The organism is Embleya sp. NPDC055664 (assembly GCF_053618075.1).
Genome location: NZ_JBSHGZ010000015.1, coordinates 1 through 16,945 on the forward strand (window position 1 = coordinate 1; position 16,945 = coordinate 16,945).

At 70.6% G+C, this 16,945-nt stretch carries 16 protein-coding genes; 8 read left to right on the plus strand and 8 right to left on the minus strand.

Annotated elements, in window-relative coordinates; genetic code table 11:
• Positions 1-215: 215 nt before the first annotated feature.
• From ACWGR4_RS23820 to ACWGR4_RS23835, 4 genes are read right to left on the minus strand one after another with little or no spacing between them, the layout of a single operon-like run.
• Positions 216-926: an adenosylcobinamide amidohydrolase gene (locus ACWGR4_RS23820; protein WP_452133721.1), complete on the minus strand. Its 711-nt coding sequence runs from the start codon at positions 924-926 to the stop codon at positions 216-218.
• Positions 923-1,735, minus strand: coding sequence for an ABC transporter ATP-binding protein (locus ACWGR4_RS23825; protein WP_379995337.1), 813 nt, complete (start codon positions 1,733-1,735; stop codon positions 923-925). Before ACWGR4_RS23825 ends, ACWGR4_RS23820 begins: the two co-directional genes overlap by 4 nt.
• Positions 1,732-2,784 (minus strand): FecCD family ABC transporter permease, encoded by a 1,053-nt coding sequence (locus ACWGR4_RS23830; protein ID WP_379995339.1) that lies wholly within the window; start codon positions 2,782-2,784, stop codon positions 1,732-1,734. The genes ACWGR4_RS23825 and ACWGR4_RS23830 overlap by 4 nt, the downstream gene beginning before the upstream one ends.
• Positions 2,785-2,794: 10 nt before the next feature.
• Positions 2,795-3,781 (minus strand): ABC transporter substrate-binding protein, encoded by a 987-nt coding sequence (locus tag ACWGR4_RS23835; RefSeq protein WP_452133722.1) that lies wholly within the window; start codon positions 3,779-3,781, stop codon positions 2,795-2,797.
• 406 nt (positions 3,782-4,187) lie between these two features.
• On the opposite strand from ACWGR4_RS23835, the gene ACWGR4_RS23840 reads away from it, so the two are divergent.
• Entirely contained in the window at positions 4,188-4,649 is a 462-nt protein-coding gene (locus tag ACWGR4_RS23840; RefSeq protein ID WP_379995343.1) for a MerR family transcriptional regulator, read from the plus strand.
• A complete protein-coding gene (locus tag ACWGR4_RS23845) occupies positions 4,627-5,625 on the plus strand; it encodes an aldo/keto reductase (protein ID WP_379995345.1) in 999 nt (332 codons plus the stop codon). Before ACWGR4_RS23840 ends, ACWGR4_RS23845 begins: the two co-directional genes overlap by 23 nt.
• Before the next feature lie 33 nt (positions 5,626-5,658).
• Here ACWGR4_RS23845 and ACWGR4_RS23850 read toward each other — a convergent pair whose 3' ends face one another.
• The 3 genes from ACWGR4_RS23850 to aceE all read right to left on the minus strand — a co-directional run bounded on the left by ACWGR4_RS23850 (position 5,659) and on the right by aceE (position 11,203).
• Positions 5,659-6,816: an ARPP-2 domain-containing protein gene (locus ACWGR4_RS23850; RefSeq protein WP_452133723.1), complete on the minus strand. Its 1,158-nt coding sequence runs from the start codon at positions 6,814-6,816 to the stop codon at positions 5,659-5,661.
• A complete protein-coding gene (locus tag ACWGR4_RS23855) occupies positions 6,813-8,243 on the minus strand; it encodes a hypothetical protein (protein WP_452133724.1) in 1,431 nt (476 codons plus the stop codon). The genes ACWGR4_RS23850 and ACWGR4_RS23855 overlap by 4 nt, the downstream gene beginning before the upstream one ends.
• A gap of 224 nt (positions 8,244-8,467) precedes the next feature.
• On the minus strand, positions 8,468-11,203 hold the full coding sequence (aceE, locus tag ACWGR4_RS23860; protein ID WP_379995354.1) for a pyruvate dehydrogenase (acetyl-transferring), homodimeric type: 2,736 nt from the start codon (positions 11,201-11,203) through the stop codon (positions 8,468-8,470).
• A gap of 391 nt (positions 11,204-11,594) precedes the next feature.
• Between aceE and ACWGR4_RS23865 the strand changes: the two genes are divergently transcribed.
• Both ACWGR4_RS23865 and ACWGR4_RS23870 read left to right on the plus strand, forming a co-directional pair.
• Positions 11,595-11,819 (plus strand): DUF1918 domain-containing protein, encoded by a 225-nt coding sequence (locus ACWGR4_RS23865; RefSeq protein WP_379995357.1) that lies wholly within the window; start codon positions 11,595-11,597, stop codon positions 11,817-11,819.
• Between the two features lie 191 nt (positions 11,820-12,010).
• Positions 12,011-12,454, plus strand: coding sequence for a DUF3052 domain-containing protein (locus tag ACWGR4_RS23870; protein ID WP_379995360.1), 444 nt, complete (start codon positions 12,011-12,013; stop codon positions 12,452-12,454).
• A 101-nt stretch (positions 12,455-12,555) separates the two neighbouring features.
• Here ACWGR4_RS23870 and ACWGR4_RS23875 read toward each other — a convergent pair whose 3' ends face one another.
• Positions 12,556-13,503 carry a maleylpyruvate isomerase N-terminal domain-containing protein gene (locus ACWGR4_RS23875; protein ID WP_452134128.1) on the minus strand — a complete coding sequence of 316 codons (948 nt, stop codon included), beginning with the start codon at positions 13,501-13,503 and terminating at the stop codon, positions 12,556-12,558.
• 130 nt (positions 13,504-13,633) lie between these two features.
• On the opposite strand from ACWGR4_RS23875, the gene ACWGR4_RS23880 reads away from it, so the two are divergent.
• The 4 genes from ACWGR4_RS23880 (at position 13,634) to ACWGR4_RS23895 (ending at position 16,914) form a co-directional block, all read left to right on the plus strand.
• Positions 13,634-14,092, plus strand: coding sequence for a peroxiredoxin (locus tag ACWGR4_RS23880; RefSeq protein ID WP_395788147.1), 459 nt, complete (start codon positions 13,634-13,636; stop codon positions 14,090-14,092).
• A gap of 166 nt (positions 14,093-14,258) precedes the next feature.
• Complete coding sequence (locus ACWGR4_RS23885; RefSeq protein WP_126642884.1) at positions 14,259-14,834, plus strand: TerD family protein; 576 nt, start codon at positions 14,259-14,261, stop codon at positions 14,832-14,834.
• A gap of 197 nt (positions 14,835-15,031) precedes the next feature.
• Positions 15,032-15,610 (plus strand): TerD family protein, encoded by a 579-nt coding sequence (locus tag ACWGR4_RS23890; RefSeq protein WP_126642955.1) that lies wholly within the window; start codon positions 15,032-15,034, stop codon positions 15,608-15,610.
• 146 nt (positions 15,611-15,756) lie between these two features.
• Positions 15,757-16,914: a DUF475 domain-containing protein gene (locus ACWGR4_RS23895; RefSeq protein WP_379995366.1), complete on the plus strand. Its 1,158-nt coding sequence runs from the start codon at positions 15,757-15,759 to the stop codon at positions 16,912-16,914.
• Positions 16,915-16,945: the final 31 nt, after the last annotated feature.

Genomic DNA, 16,945 nt, shown 5'->3' on the forward strand with positions numbered 1-16,945 from the left:
CGGCCCCTCGCTCGGGGCCGGGTGTCCCTCCGCTTCGCTCCGGGCCACCCGGCCCAAGTTCTGCGGCTCCGCCGCTCTCCGCGCTTCGCGCGTCGATCTCCAGGGTCGGCCCGAGTCGTGGGCGCTGACCCGCCTTGGGGGGGAGCGGCGGTGGGTGGGCCGGGGCGTGGGGGTGGTGGGCCGAAGGCCCGGATGCTTCGGGGAGCGGGGCGCGATCATCTGGGGGCGTGGATGGTGGTGCGGCGGGATCGGTCGTTGTGGGCGCCGGTGAGGACCGCGGTGTGGACGGCTCGGGCCAGGCGGGCGCCCCAGGTGGAGCGGGGGCCGGCGAAGGGCTCGACCGGGGTGTTCGGGTGGGGGATCGCGGCGGCTATGCAGATCGCGTCGGATGGGGTGCCGGTGCATTGGTGGCCCGCTTCGAGGAGGGCTTGGACCTTGGCCTCGGTGGCCGTGGCGATCGCGTTGACCAGGGCCGCGTCGGACAGGGGGACCGGGATCGCGGCGATGATGTTGATCGTGCCGGGGGGCGGGGTGCCCGGCCGGCCCGGGCCGGGGGCGGCGGCCCACGTGGGTATGCCGATTCCGGTGGTGGCCAGGGCCTCGACGCCCTCGTCCGCGCCGCGGGTCCACGCGGTGACGTCGGCGGCGGTCATCAGGCCGACACCGGGGCCGGTCAGGCCGAGCGAGGCGGCTACCGCGGCCAGGTGGGCGGCCGGGTCCATGCGGTCGTAGCCCGGGCGGACCTGGAGGTTGAGCACCCACGCGCGTTCGCCGATCCCGCCGCCGAGCAGGGCGGAGGAGATCATCCGGTGCGGACCGGCGCGCCAGAGCAGGGCCGGGCGACGGGTGCCGTCCTCGTCGCGGACGGGCTGCTCCGGGGTGAGCAGGGCGGACGGGGTCCGGCGCGGGCGCGGCGGTGTGGTCACGGGGCCTCCTCGGCGGTGTCTCGGGCCGGCCGGCGGGGGCGGACCGGGTGGACCCGGGGGCGGCCGTCCGGGCCCCGGTCGACGGTGACGGTCGCCTGGTAGTGCTCGGCGATCGTGTCGGGGGTGAGTACGTCGGCGGCCGGGCCGGAGGAGACCGCCCGACCGCCGACCAGCATCAACAGGCGGTCCGCGTACTGGGCGGCCACACCCAGGTCGTGCAGGGTGGTCAGGACGGTCAGGCCGTCGGTGATCCGCAGCGTGTCGACCAGTTCCAGGACCTGCTGCTGGTGGCCCAGGTCGAGGGCGGTGGTCGGCTCGTCCAGGAGCAGCACCGGCGCCTGCTGGGCCAGCGCGCGGGCCAGCACCACCCGCTGCCGTTCGCCGCCGGAGAGCCGGCCCACGTCGCGGTCGGCGAATCGGCCCAGGTCGAGGCGGTCGATCACCTCGCTCGCGATGGCGCGGTCACGGCGGCCCGGGCGGGCCAGGTAGCCCAGGTGGGGGGTGCGGCCGAGGAGGACGTACTCGTGGACGGGCATCTGGTCGGGCACGACCGGGTTCTGGGCCGTGTAGGCGATGGTTCGGGCCAGCTCGCGGGCGGAGAGGCCGCGGACCGGGCGGCCCGCCACGGTGATCTCGCCCATGTGGGGGAGCAGGCCGGCGACCGCTTTCAGGAGGGTGGACTTGCCGGCGCCGTTGGGGCCGATCACCGCCACCCATTCGCCGGGCTCGACGTCGGCGCGCACGTCGCGCAACACCGGGACCCCGTCCCGGTCGACCCCGGCCTCGCGCAGCGACAGGCGCGCGCTCACACGTCCACCTTCCGGGTGCCGCGCAGCACGAGGACGAAGAACGGCGCGCCGACGAACGCGGTGACCACGCCGATCGGCAGTTCGCCGGGCGCGGTCAGGGTGCGGGCGAGCACGTCGGTCAGGACCAGGAACGTGGCCCCGCACAGCAGCGACATCGGCAACACCCGCCGGTAGCTGCCACCGACGAAGCGGCGCACGAGGTGCGGCACGACGATGCCGACGAAGCCGATCAGGCCGCTGATCGCGACGGCCGACGCGGTGGCCAGCGACGCAGCGAGCAGCACCACGAGCCGGACCCGGCCGGCCCGCACGCCCAGGCCCGCGGCCTCCTCGTCGCCCACCGACATCACGTCCAAAAGGCGGCCGTGCAGGATCAGCACCACCGTGCTGAGCAGCGCGTACGGCAGGACCATACGCAGATCGGCCCAGCCGATCCCGGACAACCGGCCGAAGATCCACGAGTAGATCCGGCGCAGCTCGTCGGTGTTGGCGGACTGCACGTAGGTCTGCGCGGCGGCCAGGAACTGGGCGACCGCCACCCCCGCCAGGACCAGGTTCGCGGTGCCGCCGGAGCGGTTCGCAGTGGCGCCGATGGCATACGCGAGCAGCACCCCGCCCATCGCCCCGACGAAGGAGGCCAGCGGCACCACCGGCACGCCGCCCACGCTGTCCCCGTGCGCGTACACGATCACCAGCGTCGCGCCCAGCCCCGCGCCGGAGGCGGCGCCGAGCAGGTACGGGTCGGCCAGCGGATTGCGGAAGACGCCCTGATACCCGGCCCCGGCCAGGGCGAGCAGCCCGCCCACGGTCACCGCGGCCAGCACGCGCGGCAGGCGCAGGTCCATCAGCACGGCGTGCTGCACCGGGGACAGCCCGTGGTCGACGTGCACGAGCGGCAACTCGTCGAGCAGCGCGAGCACCACCCCGCGCGCGGGCAGGTCGGCCGCGCCCACGATCAGACCGAGGACGACCGCGCCGACCAGCGCGGCGCCCGCGCAGAGCAGGGGCAGCAGTGCCGGCCGGCGTCGGGTCGCCGCAAGGTCCCGCATGGGCGGGCCGTCAGCCCTTCGCCGCACCGGCCTTGGTGACCGCGTCCGCCACGGCCCGGACCAGGTCCACCACACGCGGACCCCAGCGCGAGGCGATGTCGTCGTCGAGCGCGACCACACCGCCGTTGCGCACGGCCCCCAGCCGGTCCCAGCCCGGGCGCTTGGCCACCGTCTCGGCGCTTTGGCCGCCGCCCTTGCTGTCGGCGAGGAAGATCAGGTCGGGGTCCGACTGCACCAGGGCCTCGGCGGACAGCTGCGGGTAGCCCGAACCGCTCCTGTCCGCCTCGTCGGCGATGTTCTTCAGACCGAACTGCGCGTACACCTGACCGATGAAGGTCTTGGAGGTCGAGGTGAACAGCGTGTTGTCCAGCTCGTGGAAGTAGGTCAGCGGCTTCGCCGGCTTGGGCGTCGCGGCGACGACGGCCGCGATGTCGGCCTTCATCTTCGTCGCCACCTCGCCCGCCTCGCGGCTGTGGCCGGTGGCCACGCCCAGCGTGTTCAGCTGCGCGTAGGAGTCCTCGAAGGTCTTCGCGGCGGGCGTCAGCACCACCGGGATCTTCAACTTGTTCAGTGCCGCGACCACGCCGTCGGTGTCGTCGGTGGTCACCACCAGGTCGGGCGTGTAGTTGCTGATCGCCTCGACGTTCGGCTTGAAGCCGGACAGCTTGGTCTTGGGCGCGTTCGCCGGGAAGTTCGACTGGTCGTCGACCGCGGTGACCTGGCCGCCCGCGCCGATCGCGTACAACATCTCGGTCGCGGTGGGCGCGAGCGAGACGATCTTCTTCGGCGCGGCGGGGATGGTGACCTTGGCGCCCCCCGAGTCCACCGTCGCGGGGAACGCCTTGGCGTCGGGGCCCGACCCGGTGCCGGCGCCGGACGCCGCGGGCGTGCCCTTGGACTTGTCGTCCTTCGAGTCGTCCGAGTCACCGCACCCGGTGAGGACGAGCGTGCCGAACAACAGCACGGCGGCGGAACGCAGCAGGGGTACGGATCTCAACGGAAACTCCAGGTCCACGGGACGCGGCAGGCGTCGGGACCCGTGGGGACGGATCGCCCCTCCTGCGAGGCCGATGTCGTCGGCGCGGACGAGGCGACCCGGCTCGGCCGCCACCCCGGGAGCGGGATGGGCCATCACGGTTGCGGGACAGCGCCGGGATCACACCGGACTTCGCTGCGTTCGACGCCGTCGGCGACAAACCGGTCGCCGACGCGCGAACGATATCAACGCCCTCGTTCACCCTCGGTGATTGGGGGTGGTTTGCCGCCCTCGCCCACGCGGTCCGGCGCCGCTTCCGACTTGACCGACCCGTGAGACCGGGTGCTTGCTTGGAGTGCGCTCGAACTCCGTAGCGTTCCCGTCATGCCCGTCCCACCGGGGCGGGCCTCCCACCGGAGGCTTCTCGATGTCGGTACAGCAGACCCGGCCGTCCGCGGACTACGAGGTCGGCAAGTACTCGATCGGCGAGGTGGCCGAACGCACCGGTCTGACCGCGCACACGCTGCGCTGGTACGAGCGGATCGGCCTGATGCGGCATGTCAGCCGCCAGCGCCCCCGGACGGGAGGGGACGGTAACGGGCAGGGGAGTCGTCGTCGCTACAGCGACCACGATCTCGACTGGCTGGAGTTCGTCGGCAAGATGCGCCTGACCGGGATGCCGGTGGCGGACATGCTCCGGTACGCGGAGCTGGTCCGCCAGGGCGATCACACCCGGCGCGCGCGCCGAGAGCTGTTGGCGGAGCACCGCGAGGAGGTCCGCAACCGCATCAGCGATCTCCAGAGTTGCCTGCTCGTCATCGACCACAAGATCGAGATGTACGCGGACGCGGAGGCGAGCAACGACGATGAGCACTCTCAAGCTGGGTGAGCACGGACCGGAGATCTTCCCCCAGGGCCTGGGCTGCATGGGCATGAGCGCCTTCTACGCGGGCGCCGAGCACGACGAGTCGGTGGCCACCCTGGAGCGGGCCCTCGACCTGGGAGTCGACCTGTTCGACACCTCCGACGTCTACGGCCCGCACACCAACGAGGAACTGCTCGGGGCCTTCCTGGCGGAGGGCGACCGGCGTGCCCGGGTCACCCTGGCCACCAAGTTCGCGATCAGCTACACCGCCGACGGCGCGCGGGAGATCCGCGGCGACGCGGCCTACGTCAAGCAGGCCGCCGAGGCCAGCCTGCGCCGGCTGCGCACCGATGTGATCGACCTGTACTACATGCACCGCCGCGACGTCCGGGTGCCGATCGAGGAGACGGTCGGCGCGATGGCGGAACTGGTGCGCGAGGGCAAGGTCCGGCACCTGGGCCTGTCCGAGGTGACCGCGAAGGAACTGCACGCGGCGGCGGCCGTGCACCCGATCGCCGCCGTGCAGTCGGAGTGGAGCCTGTTCACCCGCGACATCGAGGAGAGCGTGGTGCCCGCCGTGCGTGAGGTCGGCGCCGCCCTGGTGGCCTACTCGCCGCTCGGCCGGGGCTTCCTCACCGGCGCCTGGGCCAGCGCCGAGACGCTGCCCGAGGGCGACTTCCGCCGGTTCCAGCCGCGCTTCACCGGCGACAACGCCGCGGCGAACGCGGCGATCCTGGCGCCGCTGCGGACCATCGCCGAGGCACACGGAGTCACCCCCGCGCAGGTAGCGCTTGCCTGGGTGCAGTCGCGCACCCGGGCCTGGGGTCTGTCGGTGGTGCCGATCCCCGGGACCACCAAGCGGCACCGCCTGGAGGAGAACGTGGCGGCGGTCGACCTGGTTTTGACCGACGCCGAACTGGCCGCGCTCGAACCGATCGCCGGACAGGTCACCGGTGGGCGCTACCCGGACATGACGGGCACCTTCAACGACCGCGACTGAGCCGTCCCCGAGGCCGCCCCGCACGGGGCGGCCTCAGCGGCGGCCCTCACGCTCCAGGCGCTCCACCACGTGCTGCCGCAGCAGGCCCTCGAATCCGGACTCGCGGATTCGCCGGGCCAGCGCCGACGGCGTGGTGTGCAGGGCGGTCGCCGCCGCGTCCAGGGCCCAGTCGTGCGCGTGCAGCGTGGAGAGCAGGTGGCCCCGACGGACCTGCGCCGCGGACAGCCGAAACGTCTTGCAGTAGGCGAGCCGCCCGTCCCGGTGCACGATCCGCTCGCCGATGTGGTTCTCCTCGTCGAGCCGAAACGAGGGCAGGAAGCGGGACAGCTCGAACGGCCCCAGCCGGTACACCGACTCGCTCGTGTAGGCGCCCTCGCCGGTGAGGCCGGACAACATCAGCTGGTGGAACCGCTCCCAGGCCCCGGCCTGCCCCGCCGCCGCCCGGCGCAGGTCGGCGAGCGAGGACACCCGCGCGGCCTCGATCTCCACCACGAAGTCCGGCACCGCTTCGACGTAGTTCGCGTAGTGGAACAGCACCTCGCCGTACAGGTCTTCGAGCAGCGTCGCGTGCAGGGCCCGGTAGTCGGACGGATGCGGCACCACGAACACGCTCGCGAGCGTGTCCGCGACGTAGAGCGCGACCCCGCACTGGTCCCGATGGATCTCGAACACCTTGAGCGCGTCGGCCAGACCGCGCACCGCGTATCCGCAATACGCCTCCTCCATCCGCGGCGACAAACCCTCGCGGACGGCCCGATCGGTCCACTCCTCCCACACGATCGAGGGCCCGCCGAAGTGCAGCGCGAGATACCCCTCCATGGCCAGGTGCATCGGCAGGAAACGCAGCCGATCGTTGTTCACGCCGCGGGCCATCCGGCGCAGCGCGCGCCGGCCCGGCATCTTCATCCGCGCGTTGCGCGGCGTGATTGGGCGCTCCTGGAGCTGAGTACCGAACGCCGCCGTTCGATCCCCGTCGGGATCCCACGACGCGACGAAGGCGTGCGGAATGAAGGAGTGGTAGTAGGTGCCGTCGCCGACCTCCACGATCGAGGGATCACCGACCTCGTAGACCCGCCGGTCCAGCCGCAGGCCGACCAGCGGCTCCTCGCGCACCAGCGGCACCAGTCGCACCGCGCCCCACACCTGCGCGGGCCGGGCGATCAGCCCGGTGGCCGCGAAACCGCCGTTCACGCCGCCGCCTTCCGGGACCGGAACCGGTCCTGACGATCCGCCAGGTAGCGGCGCAGCTCGGCGAACCCGGCCCGCCCCTCGGCGAACCGGGCCAACTCCACCAGCGCCGGCACGTCCTCGGCGTCGCGCACCCCCACCGTCGGCACACTCGCCGACAACCGCTTCACGTCGAAGCCCTCCGCGTCGTACACCGGGTTCAGATGCACCACCGCGGTCGCCCCCGTCGGATCCAACCGCTCGCGCCACACCCGCAACACCTCGGCGGCCAGCCCCGGCGGGCTGTTGTCCCAGCCGTCCGAGACCACGATCAGCCGGTCCGGGGCCAGTTCCAGTGCGTCGATCAAGCGCTCGCCCAGCGGCGTCGGCCCGCTCGGCCGTACCAGCAGCGGATCGTGCGTGCCCGAGGTCCACAACCCGGTGAACTCCCCGGCCAGCGCCTTGAGCAGGAACCGACACGCGAGCGCCACGGCCAGCGGACGCTGCCGCTTCGCGGTCGAACCGAACGACGAGAAACTGTCGTCGAGCACCGCGACCACCCGCCCCCAGGTGCCCGCCGCGGGGCCCGCCACGCGGCGTGCGGAGACGGTCATTGCGTGCCGCAACTCGTCGTGCCGGGCCGCCCGTTCGGCCTGCGACAAGGACAGTACGTACGACGCGAGCCGGGTCAGCGGCATCGTGGTGAGATCGGCCCGGACCGCCGCCACCCCGGTCCGCTCGGCCGCGTCCTGCAGGCGCAGGCGCTCCAGGCGGGTCAACTGCGGGGCGATCTTCTCCAGGAAGGTGGCCCGCTTGATGCCGTGCATCGAGGCCAGCCCCTCGGCCACGCTGTACGGCAGGTCGTAGAGCGCGCGCTGCGCGTAGTGCGCCTGTCGCCACGTCTCGAACAGCGGCGTGCCGAACACCGACACCTTCCGGGGCGAGCTGAACAGGAACGTCCCGGTCTCGGCGGGCACTTCCAGATGCGCGTGCCGCATCGTCGCCTTCACCCCGGTGCGGTACTTCACCGCGTCGAAGACCGGATCGCGGCGCTGCGCGGTCCAGTCGCGCATGATCGCCCGGGTGCGCCGGTTGTTGACGCCGCGTCGGGCCAGCTCGCGAAACAGCCGCCAGACCCGCTGAGGGGCCATCAGTTCCAGCCGGCGGGCGATCAGTTCGCCCTCGCGGCGGCGCACCTCGGGGGTCAGGTCGCGGCTGCTCACCAGCAGGTTGCGGACGATCAGCGCGGCGTTGAAGTCGTTGATGTCCAAGGCCAGGGACGCGGCGTAGAGCTCGCGATAGTTGCCCAGGATGTATTCGTGCAGGAACTCCACCGACAACCGCTGTGCGGTCGCGTCGTCACGGAACTCGCGCTGCCCGGTGGAGGTCACCGCCGCGTTGACGAACATCACCACGTCCTCGCACGCGACCAGGTCCCGGCGGTCCACCACGCATCCCCTCGGCCCGACGAAAAGTGGATGCCGGCCGGGGAATGGAGGAGCGAACAGCGAAGTGACGCTTAAGAGGCGATTCCGAAAGTCGCAAACCGAAGTCCCGCGGCCGGCCCGGAAAGTCTAGACCGGGGTGATCCCGAAGGAGCGGGAAATAACGGCCGAGGCCCCGATCCGCGCACGGATCGGGGCCTCGGCCGGACTATCGGCAGGTCACCGGCGGGTCAGGCGTCGCCGCCGACCGTGCCCACTCCGGCCGCCTTGACGTCCAGGAGCTGGTACTGCGCGATGGCCTTGGCCACCACGCCCGGGTCGATCTCGCCCCGGCGGGACAGCTCCGACAGCACGCCCACCACGACGGACTCGGTGTCCACGTGGAAGAAGCGCCGGGCCGCGCCGCGGGTGTCGGCGAAGCCGAAACCGTCGGTGCCCAGCGACGCGAAGTCGGCCGGGACCCAGCGCGAGATCTGGTCCGGGACGGCCCGCATCCAGTCGCTGACCGCCACCACCGGGCCGGGCCGGCCGTCGAGTACGCGGGTCACGTACGGGATGTGCGGCTCGGCCTCGGGGTGGAGCAGGTTGTGCTCCTCCGCCGCGACCGCGTCGCGCCGCAGCTCGTTCCAGGACGTGACCGACCAGACGTCGGCGACCACGTTCCAGTCCTGGGCGAGCAGCTTCTGCGCCTCCAGCGCCCACGGCATGCCGACACCGGAGGCGAGGATCTGGGCACGCAGCGCGCCCTCCTTGGCGGGGCCGTCCTGGTAGAGGTACAGGCCCTTGAGGATGCCGTCCACGTCGACGTTCGCGGGCTCCGCCGGCTGCGCGATGGGCTCGTTGTAGACCGTCATGTAGTAGAAGACGTCCTCGGCGTTCTCGCCGTACATCCGCCGCAGACCGTCCTTGACGATGTGCGCGATCTCGTACGAGAAGGCCGGGTCGTACGCCACACAGGCCGGGTTGGTCGAGGCCAGCAGCTGCGAGTGCCCGTCCGCGTGCTGGGTGCCCTCGCCGGTCAGCGTGGTGCGACCGGCGGTGGCGCCGAGCACGAAGCCGCGGCTGAGCTGGTCGGCCATCTGCCAGAACTGGTCGCCGGTGCGCTGGAACCCGAACATCGAGTAGAAGACGTACACGGGGATCATCTGCTCGCCGTGCGTCGAGTACGTCGAGCCCGCGGCGATCAGCGACGCCACACAACCGGCCTCGGAGATGCCGTCGTGCAACATCTGGCCCTGCGCCGACTCCTTGTACGACAGCAGCAGTTCCCGGTCGACCGAGTCGTAGGTCTGCCCGTGCGGGTTGTACACCTTCGCGGTCGGGAACATCGCGTCCATGCCGAAGGTGCGGTACTCGTCCGGCGCGATCGGCACGAAGCGCTTGCCGATCTCCGGGTCGCGCATCAGGTCCTTGAGCAGGCGTACGAACGCCTGCGTCGTGGCGACCGGCTGCTTCGAGCCCTTCTTCAGCACGCTGTAGACCGGGTCGCCGGGCAGCTTGAGCGCCTTGGACCGGTCGAGCCGCTGCGGCAGCGAGCCACCGAGCGCGGCGCGCCGCTCGCGCATGTACTCCATCTCCTCGGACTTCTCACCGGGGTGGAAGTACGGGGGGAGGTCGGCTTCGAGCTGCTCGTCCGAGATCGGCAGGTAGAGCCGGTCGCGGAACGCCTTCAGGTCCGACTTGGTGAGCTTCTTCATCTGGTGCGTGGCGTTGCGCGACTCGAAGTTCGGGCCGAGCGTCCACCCCTTCACCGTCTGCGCCAGGATCACGGTCGGCTGGCCGACGTGCTCACGTGCCGACTTGAAGGCCGCGTAGACCTTGCGGTAGTCGTGCCCGCCGCGGCCGAGCTTTTGGATGTCCTCGTCGCTCAGGTCCTGCACCATGCGGCGCAGCCGCGCGTCGTCGCCGAAGAAGTGCTCGCGCACGTAGGCGCCGGACTCCACCGCGTAGGTCTGGAACTGGCCGTCGGGCGTCGTGTTCATCTTGTTCACGAGCGCGCCGTCGGTGTCCTGGGCCAGCAGCGGGTCCCAGTCGCGGCCCCAGACGACCTTGATCACGTTCCAGCCGGCGCCGCGGAAGTACGACTCCAGCTCCTGGATGATCTTGCCGTTGCCGCGTACCGGACCGTCGAGTCGCTGCAGGTTGCAGTTGATCACGAAGGTGAGGTTGTCCAGCTCCTCGCGCGCGGCCAGGCCGATGTTGCCGAGCGACTCCGGCTCGTCCATCTCGCCGTCGCCGAGGAAGGCCCAGACGTGGCTGCGCGAGGTGTCCTTGATGTTGCGGTTGTGCAGGTAGCGGTTGAACCGGGCCTGGTAGATCGCGCCGAGCGGGCCGAGGCCCATCGAGACGGTCGGGAACTCCCAGAACTCCGGCATCATCCGCGGGTGCGGGTAGCTGGGCAGCCCGTTCGGCGCGGCCGACTTCTCCTGCCGGAAGCCGTCGAGCTGGGCCTCGCTCAGACGTCCTTCCAGGAAGGCACGTGCGTAGATGCCCGGCGACGCGTGTCCCTGGAAGTAGATCTGGTCGCCCGACTCCCCGTGGTCCTTGCCGCGGAAGAAGTGGTTGAAGCCCACCTCGTACAGGCTCGCCGAGGACGCGTAGGTGGCGATGTGACCACCGACGCCCAGGCCGGGGCGGTTGGCCCGCGACACCATGATCGCGGCGTTCCACCGGACGAACGCACGGATGCGCCGTTCGATGTTCTCGTCGCCGGGGAACCAGGGCTCGCTCTCCGGGGCAATCGTGTTGATGTAGTCCGTGCTCCGCAGGCCCGGCACGCCGACCTGACGTTCACGGGCCCGTTCGAGCAGCTTGAGCATGATGTATCGGGCTCGCTGGCGGCCCTGCTCGTTGATGACTGCGTCCAGCGACTCCAGCCATTCCCCGGTCTCGTTCGGATCGATGTCGGGGAGCTGGCTCGGGAGGCCGTCGCTGATGATCGAGAAGCGCTCTCGTCCGGAAGCCACGCTGTTCCTTCGCCTTATCGGTAGATGGGGACCCTCCCCGCGAGAGCGGGGTCGACCACCCTGAGCGGTGTCGCGCCGTCCCCATCGTGGTACCCGGACGTCGGATCCGTCATCTCTACCGACCGGTAATGGACCGGCGGGGTGCCCGCCTGCGTCTCATCCACCGATCATGTACCGAGCCCGATCCGTGTTCGGTTACCGCGACAGGAGCGGAGCTGCCCTGATCGTCCGGCTGTCACCGGACGCTCCACGCGGCGGTTCGCGATTGCGGGGTGATGCAACCGTGAACCTCCAAGACCTTACGCCGACTGTCTTACGCACAGCGCACTGGCGTAGTTCCCTGGGAGGGTGTGAGTGGTTTCGCACCCGTTCGACAGGGAGGTCAGGGCTGATGCAGGCACGAATTGGCGACCGGCTCCACGTGCACGGGAAGACGGTCGGCCGCGGCGATCGGTTCGGGGAGATCATCGAGGTCAGGGGCCCGGACGGCGGGCCGCCGTACGTGGTGCGGTTCGAGGACGGGCACACCGGTCTGGTGATCCCCGGCGCCGACGCGGTGATCGAGCGGGTCGGGGGCGCGGATCCGGCCGCGGGACGGCCCCGGCGCACCTGGTGAGCTTTCGTCTGTCAGGCTGGACCCTCGAATACGTTGCGTGATCCATGCCCGGCGGGGGTAGCTTCCGCACTACATGGGTGTGGCGTTTGCGCGAGTACGTGACCTGGGTACTTGCGCGAACAGCCTGGCGCGTGTGGACTTACGCGCGTGAGCCCCGAAGCGTTGTGGGGCCGGACAAGGGAGGTTGATTCGTGAGCGCGACCGCGGACCACGCGGAAGAGCGGGCCAACTCGGCCGTTCGACTTGGGTTCCAGCCCGGACAGGTGGTCCAGGAGCTCGGTTACGACGACGACGTGGACGAGGAGCTGCGCGAGGAGATCGCGGAACTCACCGGAAACGAACTCGTCGATGAGGACTACGAGGATGACGTTGCCGACGTCGTCCTGCTGTGGTTCCGGGAGGACGACGGCGATCTCGTCGACACCCTCGTGGATGCCCTCGCCACGCTCACGGATGGCGGCCATATCTGGCTGCTGACTCCGAAGACCGGCCGGGACGGATATGTAGAACCCTCGGACATCGGTGAAGCCGCGCCGACGGCGGGATTGGCCCGCACGACGAGCTTCGGCGCCGTCAAGGACTGGTCGGCGACCCGTCTGGTGTCGCCCAAGGCGGTGCGCAGCGGCAAGAAGTGACTCGACGCCACTGCGGTAAGCAGACGAAGAGACCCCGGTGCGGTGACAAAGGTCACCGCACCGGGGTCTCGGCTGTTCGGGGTCGTCCCGGCGCTTTCGGGTCAGGGGCGGGTTCGGGTGAGGGTGGGGAGCAGGGCCGTCATGCGGCCGACGCCGCCGAGCGCGGCGGCGGTCAGGCGCAGGGCCGGGCCGCCGGGCAGGCCCGGGACGTGGTCGAGCAGGGGGGCCAGAGACAGCAGGCCCGGGAGGTTGTGCGGTTTCAGGTCCCGGCGGGCCAGGAGGGTGGGGACCGCGCGGCGGCCGGCGGAGGCGTCCAGGAGCAGGGCGGCGGCGCGGGCCTCGACGGCGGGCAGGTTCGGCCGGCCGGGCGGGAGCGGGAAGACCTCCCATCCGGTGCTGGCCGCGCCGGGGGCGGCGAAGCCCCAGCCGCCTCCGGGCACGGCCAGGCCGGCGCGGGCCCGGACGCCGTGCCGGGCGGCGAGCGCGCCGGTGATGTCGGCCAGGGCCAGAACGCCGGCGTCCAGCAGTTCCGGGGGCGGTTCGCCCGCGCCGCAGGGGGCCAGGTCGAGCGCGTGTACGGCCAGCTCGTAGGCGATCGCGCCGAGCTGGGTGAGCAGCGGGACCGGGCCGACCTGCGAGCCGGTGCGGGCCAGGGCCAGGGACGGGTCCTCGGTGGTGGCGTCGAACGCGGCGACCAGTCGGGCCCGGCCGTCGTCGAGCGCGGCGAGCAGTTCCTCCCGATCGGCGTCGCGGTGGGCCTGGACCAGCCGCGCGTTGACCTCGTCCTGGTGCATCGGCGCCGCGTCCGGGGCCCGTCGGCCGCTCGCCTCGGCCAGCAGGCGGGCGAGCAGCGGGGCCTCGGGCCAGGACGCGAGGTGGGTGATCACGGCGCGCCCGTCCCAGCCCGGCAGGCGGGACGGCGCGTCGAGGTCGACCCGGCCGGCCAGGTCGCGGAAGGCGTCCCAAGCGGCCAGGGCCCGCGTGCGCTGCGCCTCGGCGGGCATGGAGGCGGTGCCCCACGGGCCGCTGACGATCTCGATCGAGGACATGCCCGCATACTGCCCGCTCCCCCGACCGCCGAACGCCGACCCCCCACCCGCGCATGCCGGCTCCCGTGCGCCATCCGGCTAGGCTCGCCGGCGCGAAGCGGACGTTGCCCGGGACGAGGAGATGCGCACGATGGCCGTGGAGATCGGTAGCGAGGCCCCCGACTTCGAGCTGCGGAACCAGCACGGTGAGGGCGTGCGGCTCGCGGACTTCCGGGGGGAGAAGAACGTGCTCCTCGTTTTTTATCCGTTCGCGTTCACCGGCGTGTGCACGGCCGAGCTGGGTGCGCTGCGCGACGAGCTGTCCGCCTTCCAGAACGACGATGTGCAGGTGCTCGCGCTCTCCTGTGACGCGCCGTTCTCGCTGCGGGTGTTCGCCGAGGCGGAGGGCTACGGGTTTCCGCTGCTCTCGGACTTCTGGCCGCATGGCGCCGCGGCTCGGGCGTACGGGGTCTTCGCCGAGGACAAGGGGTGCGCGTTGCGGGCGAGCTTCGTGATCGACCGGGGCGGCGTGATCCGCTGGAGCGTGGTCAACGCGATGCCCGACGCGCGGGACCGGACGGAGTACCACAGGGCGCTCGCGGCGCTGTGAGGAGAGGTTCGCCGGCCGGTTCGCGCGTAGCTCGGGCCGGGGCGGGTACCCATGCCGCGGCGAGACCTCCCGCCGGTCAGGAACTCATGACTAGGATCGGCGCGTTGTCACGTCGTAGGCGAAAACCCCGGGGCACCCGTTGCTCCATGAACTTTTTGGAGGACTCGTGGGCGTCAGCCTGAGCAAGGGCGGCAACGTCTCGCTCTCGAAGGAGGCTCCCGGCCTGACCGCCGTTCTCGTCGGCCTGGGTTGGGACGTGCGTACGACCACCGGCACGGACTTCGACCTCGACGCGAGCGCGATCCTGCTCAACGGAAGCGGCCAGGCGCCGTCGGACGGGCACTTCGTCTTCTTCAACAACCTGAAGAGCCCGGACGGCTCCGTCGAGCACACCGGCGACAACCTCACCGGTGAGGGCGAGGGCGACGACGAGGCGATCAAGGTCAACCTCGCGGGTGTCCCCGCCGATGTCGAGCGGATCGTCTTCCCGGTCTCGATCTACGACGCCGAGACGCGGCAGCAGAGCTTCGGCCAGGTCCGCAACGCGTTCATTCGCATCGTGAACCAGGCCGACAACAAGGAACTCGCCCGGTACGACCTCACCGAGGACGCGTCGACCGAGACCGCGATGGTGTTCGGCGAGCTGTACCGCAACGGCGCGGAGTGGAAGTTCCGCGCGGTGGGCCAGGGCTACGCCTCGGGCCTGCGCGGCATCGCCAAGGACTTCGGGGTCAACGTCTGACCCGGGCACACATGATCGACGCCCGCCGACCGCTCACCGCGGTCGGCGGGCGTTCGTCGTCCCGGACCGGTCGGGCCCGCGCCGAGGGTTGTCGAAATGTGCCCCTGTGCACGTCCAGAGCTGTGCAAAAAGGGGGCCCCGGGGGGTCGGGGGCATGGCAAGGTTGAACGCGAATGTACGACGATCAGGAGGATTCGATGGGGGTCACCCTCGCCAAGGGCGGAAACGTCTCGCTGAGCAAGGCCGCACCCAATCTCACCAATGTGCTGGTGGGTCTGGGCTGGGACGCGCGCGCCACCACGGGCGCCTCGTTCGACCTGGACGCGAGTGCGCTGCTGTGCGGTGGGGCGGGCAAGGTGCTCGGCGACGACTATTTCGTTTTCTACAACAACCTGAAGAGCCCCGAGGGGTCGATCGAGCACACCGGTGACAACCTCACCGGCGACGGCGACGGTGACGACGAGGTGATCCTGGTCGACCTGACGGCCGTTCCGGAGCAGGTCGAGAAGGTGGTTTTCCCGGTCTCCATCTACGACGCGGAGATGCGCGGACAGACCTTCGGCCAGGTCCGCAACGCCTACATTCGGATCGTGAATCAGGCGGACAACAACGAGCTGGCGCGTTACGACCTGACCGAGGATGCGTCAAGCGAGACTGCCATGATCTTTGGAGAACTTTACCGTTACCAGGGGGAGTGGAAGTTCCGCGCAGTAGGGCAGGGGTACGCTTCGGGCCTGCGGGGGATCGCACTCGACTTCGGCGTCAGCGTGCAATGAGTATGCGCTGACGGTGTGTCAGGGTCGGTCACCCGGTGGGGCCGGCCCTGACGCCTTTTCCGAGGACTCTCGGATGGGGGACGAGGACCGGTCTTCCTGATGACCCACCCGGAGATTGCAATCCCAGGTAGATAAGGACCTCATCCGTGGTAATCCGTACGTTCGGCTGGTCGTTCGCGGTGACGGCGGTCGGTCTCGCCGTCGCCGCCTATTTCTGGGGAGCGACCGGATTCGGCATCGTGCTGATCCTGTCGATCCTCGAGATCTCGTTGTCTTTCGACAACGCTGTAGTAAATGCCACGATCCTCAAGAAGATGAATGCCTTCTGGCAGAAGATGTTCCTGACGGTCGGCATTCTCATCGCCGTCTTCGGCATGCGTCTCGTCTTCCCGCTGCTCATCGTGAGTCTCACCGCGGGGATGAGCCCGACGGATGTGGTCGACCTCGCGTTCCACGAGAACAAGATGATCGACGGCATGACCTACGCCGATCACCTGGACGAGGCGCACCCGGCGATCGCCGCCTTCGGTGGGCTGTTCCTGCTGATGATCTTCCTCGACTTCATGTTCGACGAGGAGCGCGAGCACCACTGGGTCGGCCCGCTGGAACGGTTCACCGGCAAGCTCGGCAACTTCGACGTGCTGTCCACCCTGATCGCGCTGGTCACCCTGGTGGTCGTGGCGCAGTCGCTCGCACCCGCGCACAAGGAGGGCACGGTCATGGTGGCGGGCGTGCTCGGCCTGATCGCGTACCTGGCCGTCGGCGGGCTCTCCGACTACTTCGAATCGCACGGCACGCTCGGCGAGATCAACGCCGAGGAGGACGAGGACGAGGACGCGGAAGAGGGCGCCGGGGCGGTCCAGGCCGCACGCAGCGGCCCGAACACCGCGCAGCTGGCCGCCGGCAAGGCCGCGTTCTTCATGTTCCTCTACCTCGAGGTGTTGGACGCGTCGTTCTCCTTCGACGGTGTGGTCGGCGCGTTCGCCATCACCCAGGACCTGCTGATGATCACGCTGGGTCTGGGCATCGGCGCGATGTACATCCGGTCGCTCACCGTCTACCTGGTGCGCCAGGGCACGCTGGACGACTACGTGTACCTGGAGCACGGCGCGATGTACGCGATCGGCGCGCTCGCCGGCATCCTCCTGGCGTCGATCAAGTGGGAGATCCACGAGGTGATCACCGGTGTGGTCGGGGTGGGCTTCATCGGCGTCGCGCTGATCTCCTCGATCGTCCGCAACAAGCGCATCGGGCACGTCCCCGGGCAGAACGGCGAGGCCAAGACCAAGGCCGGGGTCGTCTAACCACCCGGCGGCACGTCCCGCGAGCACGACC

Excerpts from the sequence above, each read along its gene's own strand:
- ACWGR4_RS23830 (WP_379995339.1), bottom strand. The coding sequence starts at position 2,784 with ATGCGGGACCTTGCGGCGACCCGACGCCGGCCGGCACTGCTGCCCCTG.
- ACWGR4_RS23840 (WP_379995343.1), top strand. The coding sequence starts at position 4,188 with ATGTCGGTACAGCAGACCCGGCCGTCCGCGGACTACGAGGTCGGCAAG.
- ACWGR4_RS23845 (WP_379995345.1), top strand. The coding sequence starts at position 4,627 with ATGAGCACTCTCAAGCTGGGTGAGCACGGACCGGAGATCTTCCCCCAG.
- ACWGR4_RS23865 (WP_379995357.1), top strand. The coding sequence starts at position 11,595 with ATGCAGGCACGAATTGGCGACCGGCTCCACGTGCACGGGAAGACGGTC.
- ACWGR4_RS23875 (WP_452134128.1), bottom strand. The coding sequence starts at position 13,503 with ATGTCCTCGATCGAGATCGTCAGCGGCCCGTGGGGCACCGCCTCCATG.
- ACWGR4_RS23880 (WP_395788147.1), top strand. The coding sequence starts at position 13,634 with ATGGCCGTGGAGATCGGTAGCGAGGCCCCCGACTTCGAGCTGCGGAAC.
- ACWGR4_RS23890 (WP_126642955.1), top strand. The coding sequence starts at position 15,032 with ATGGGGGTCACCCTCGCCAAGGGCGGAAACGTCTCGCTGAGCAAGGCC.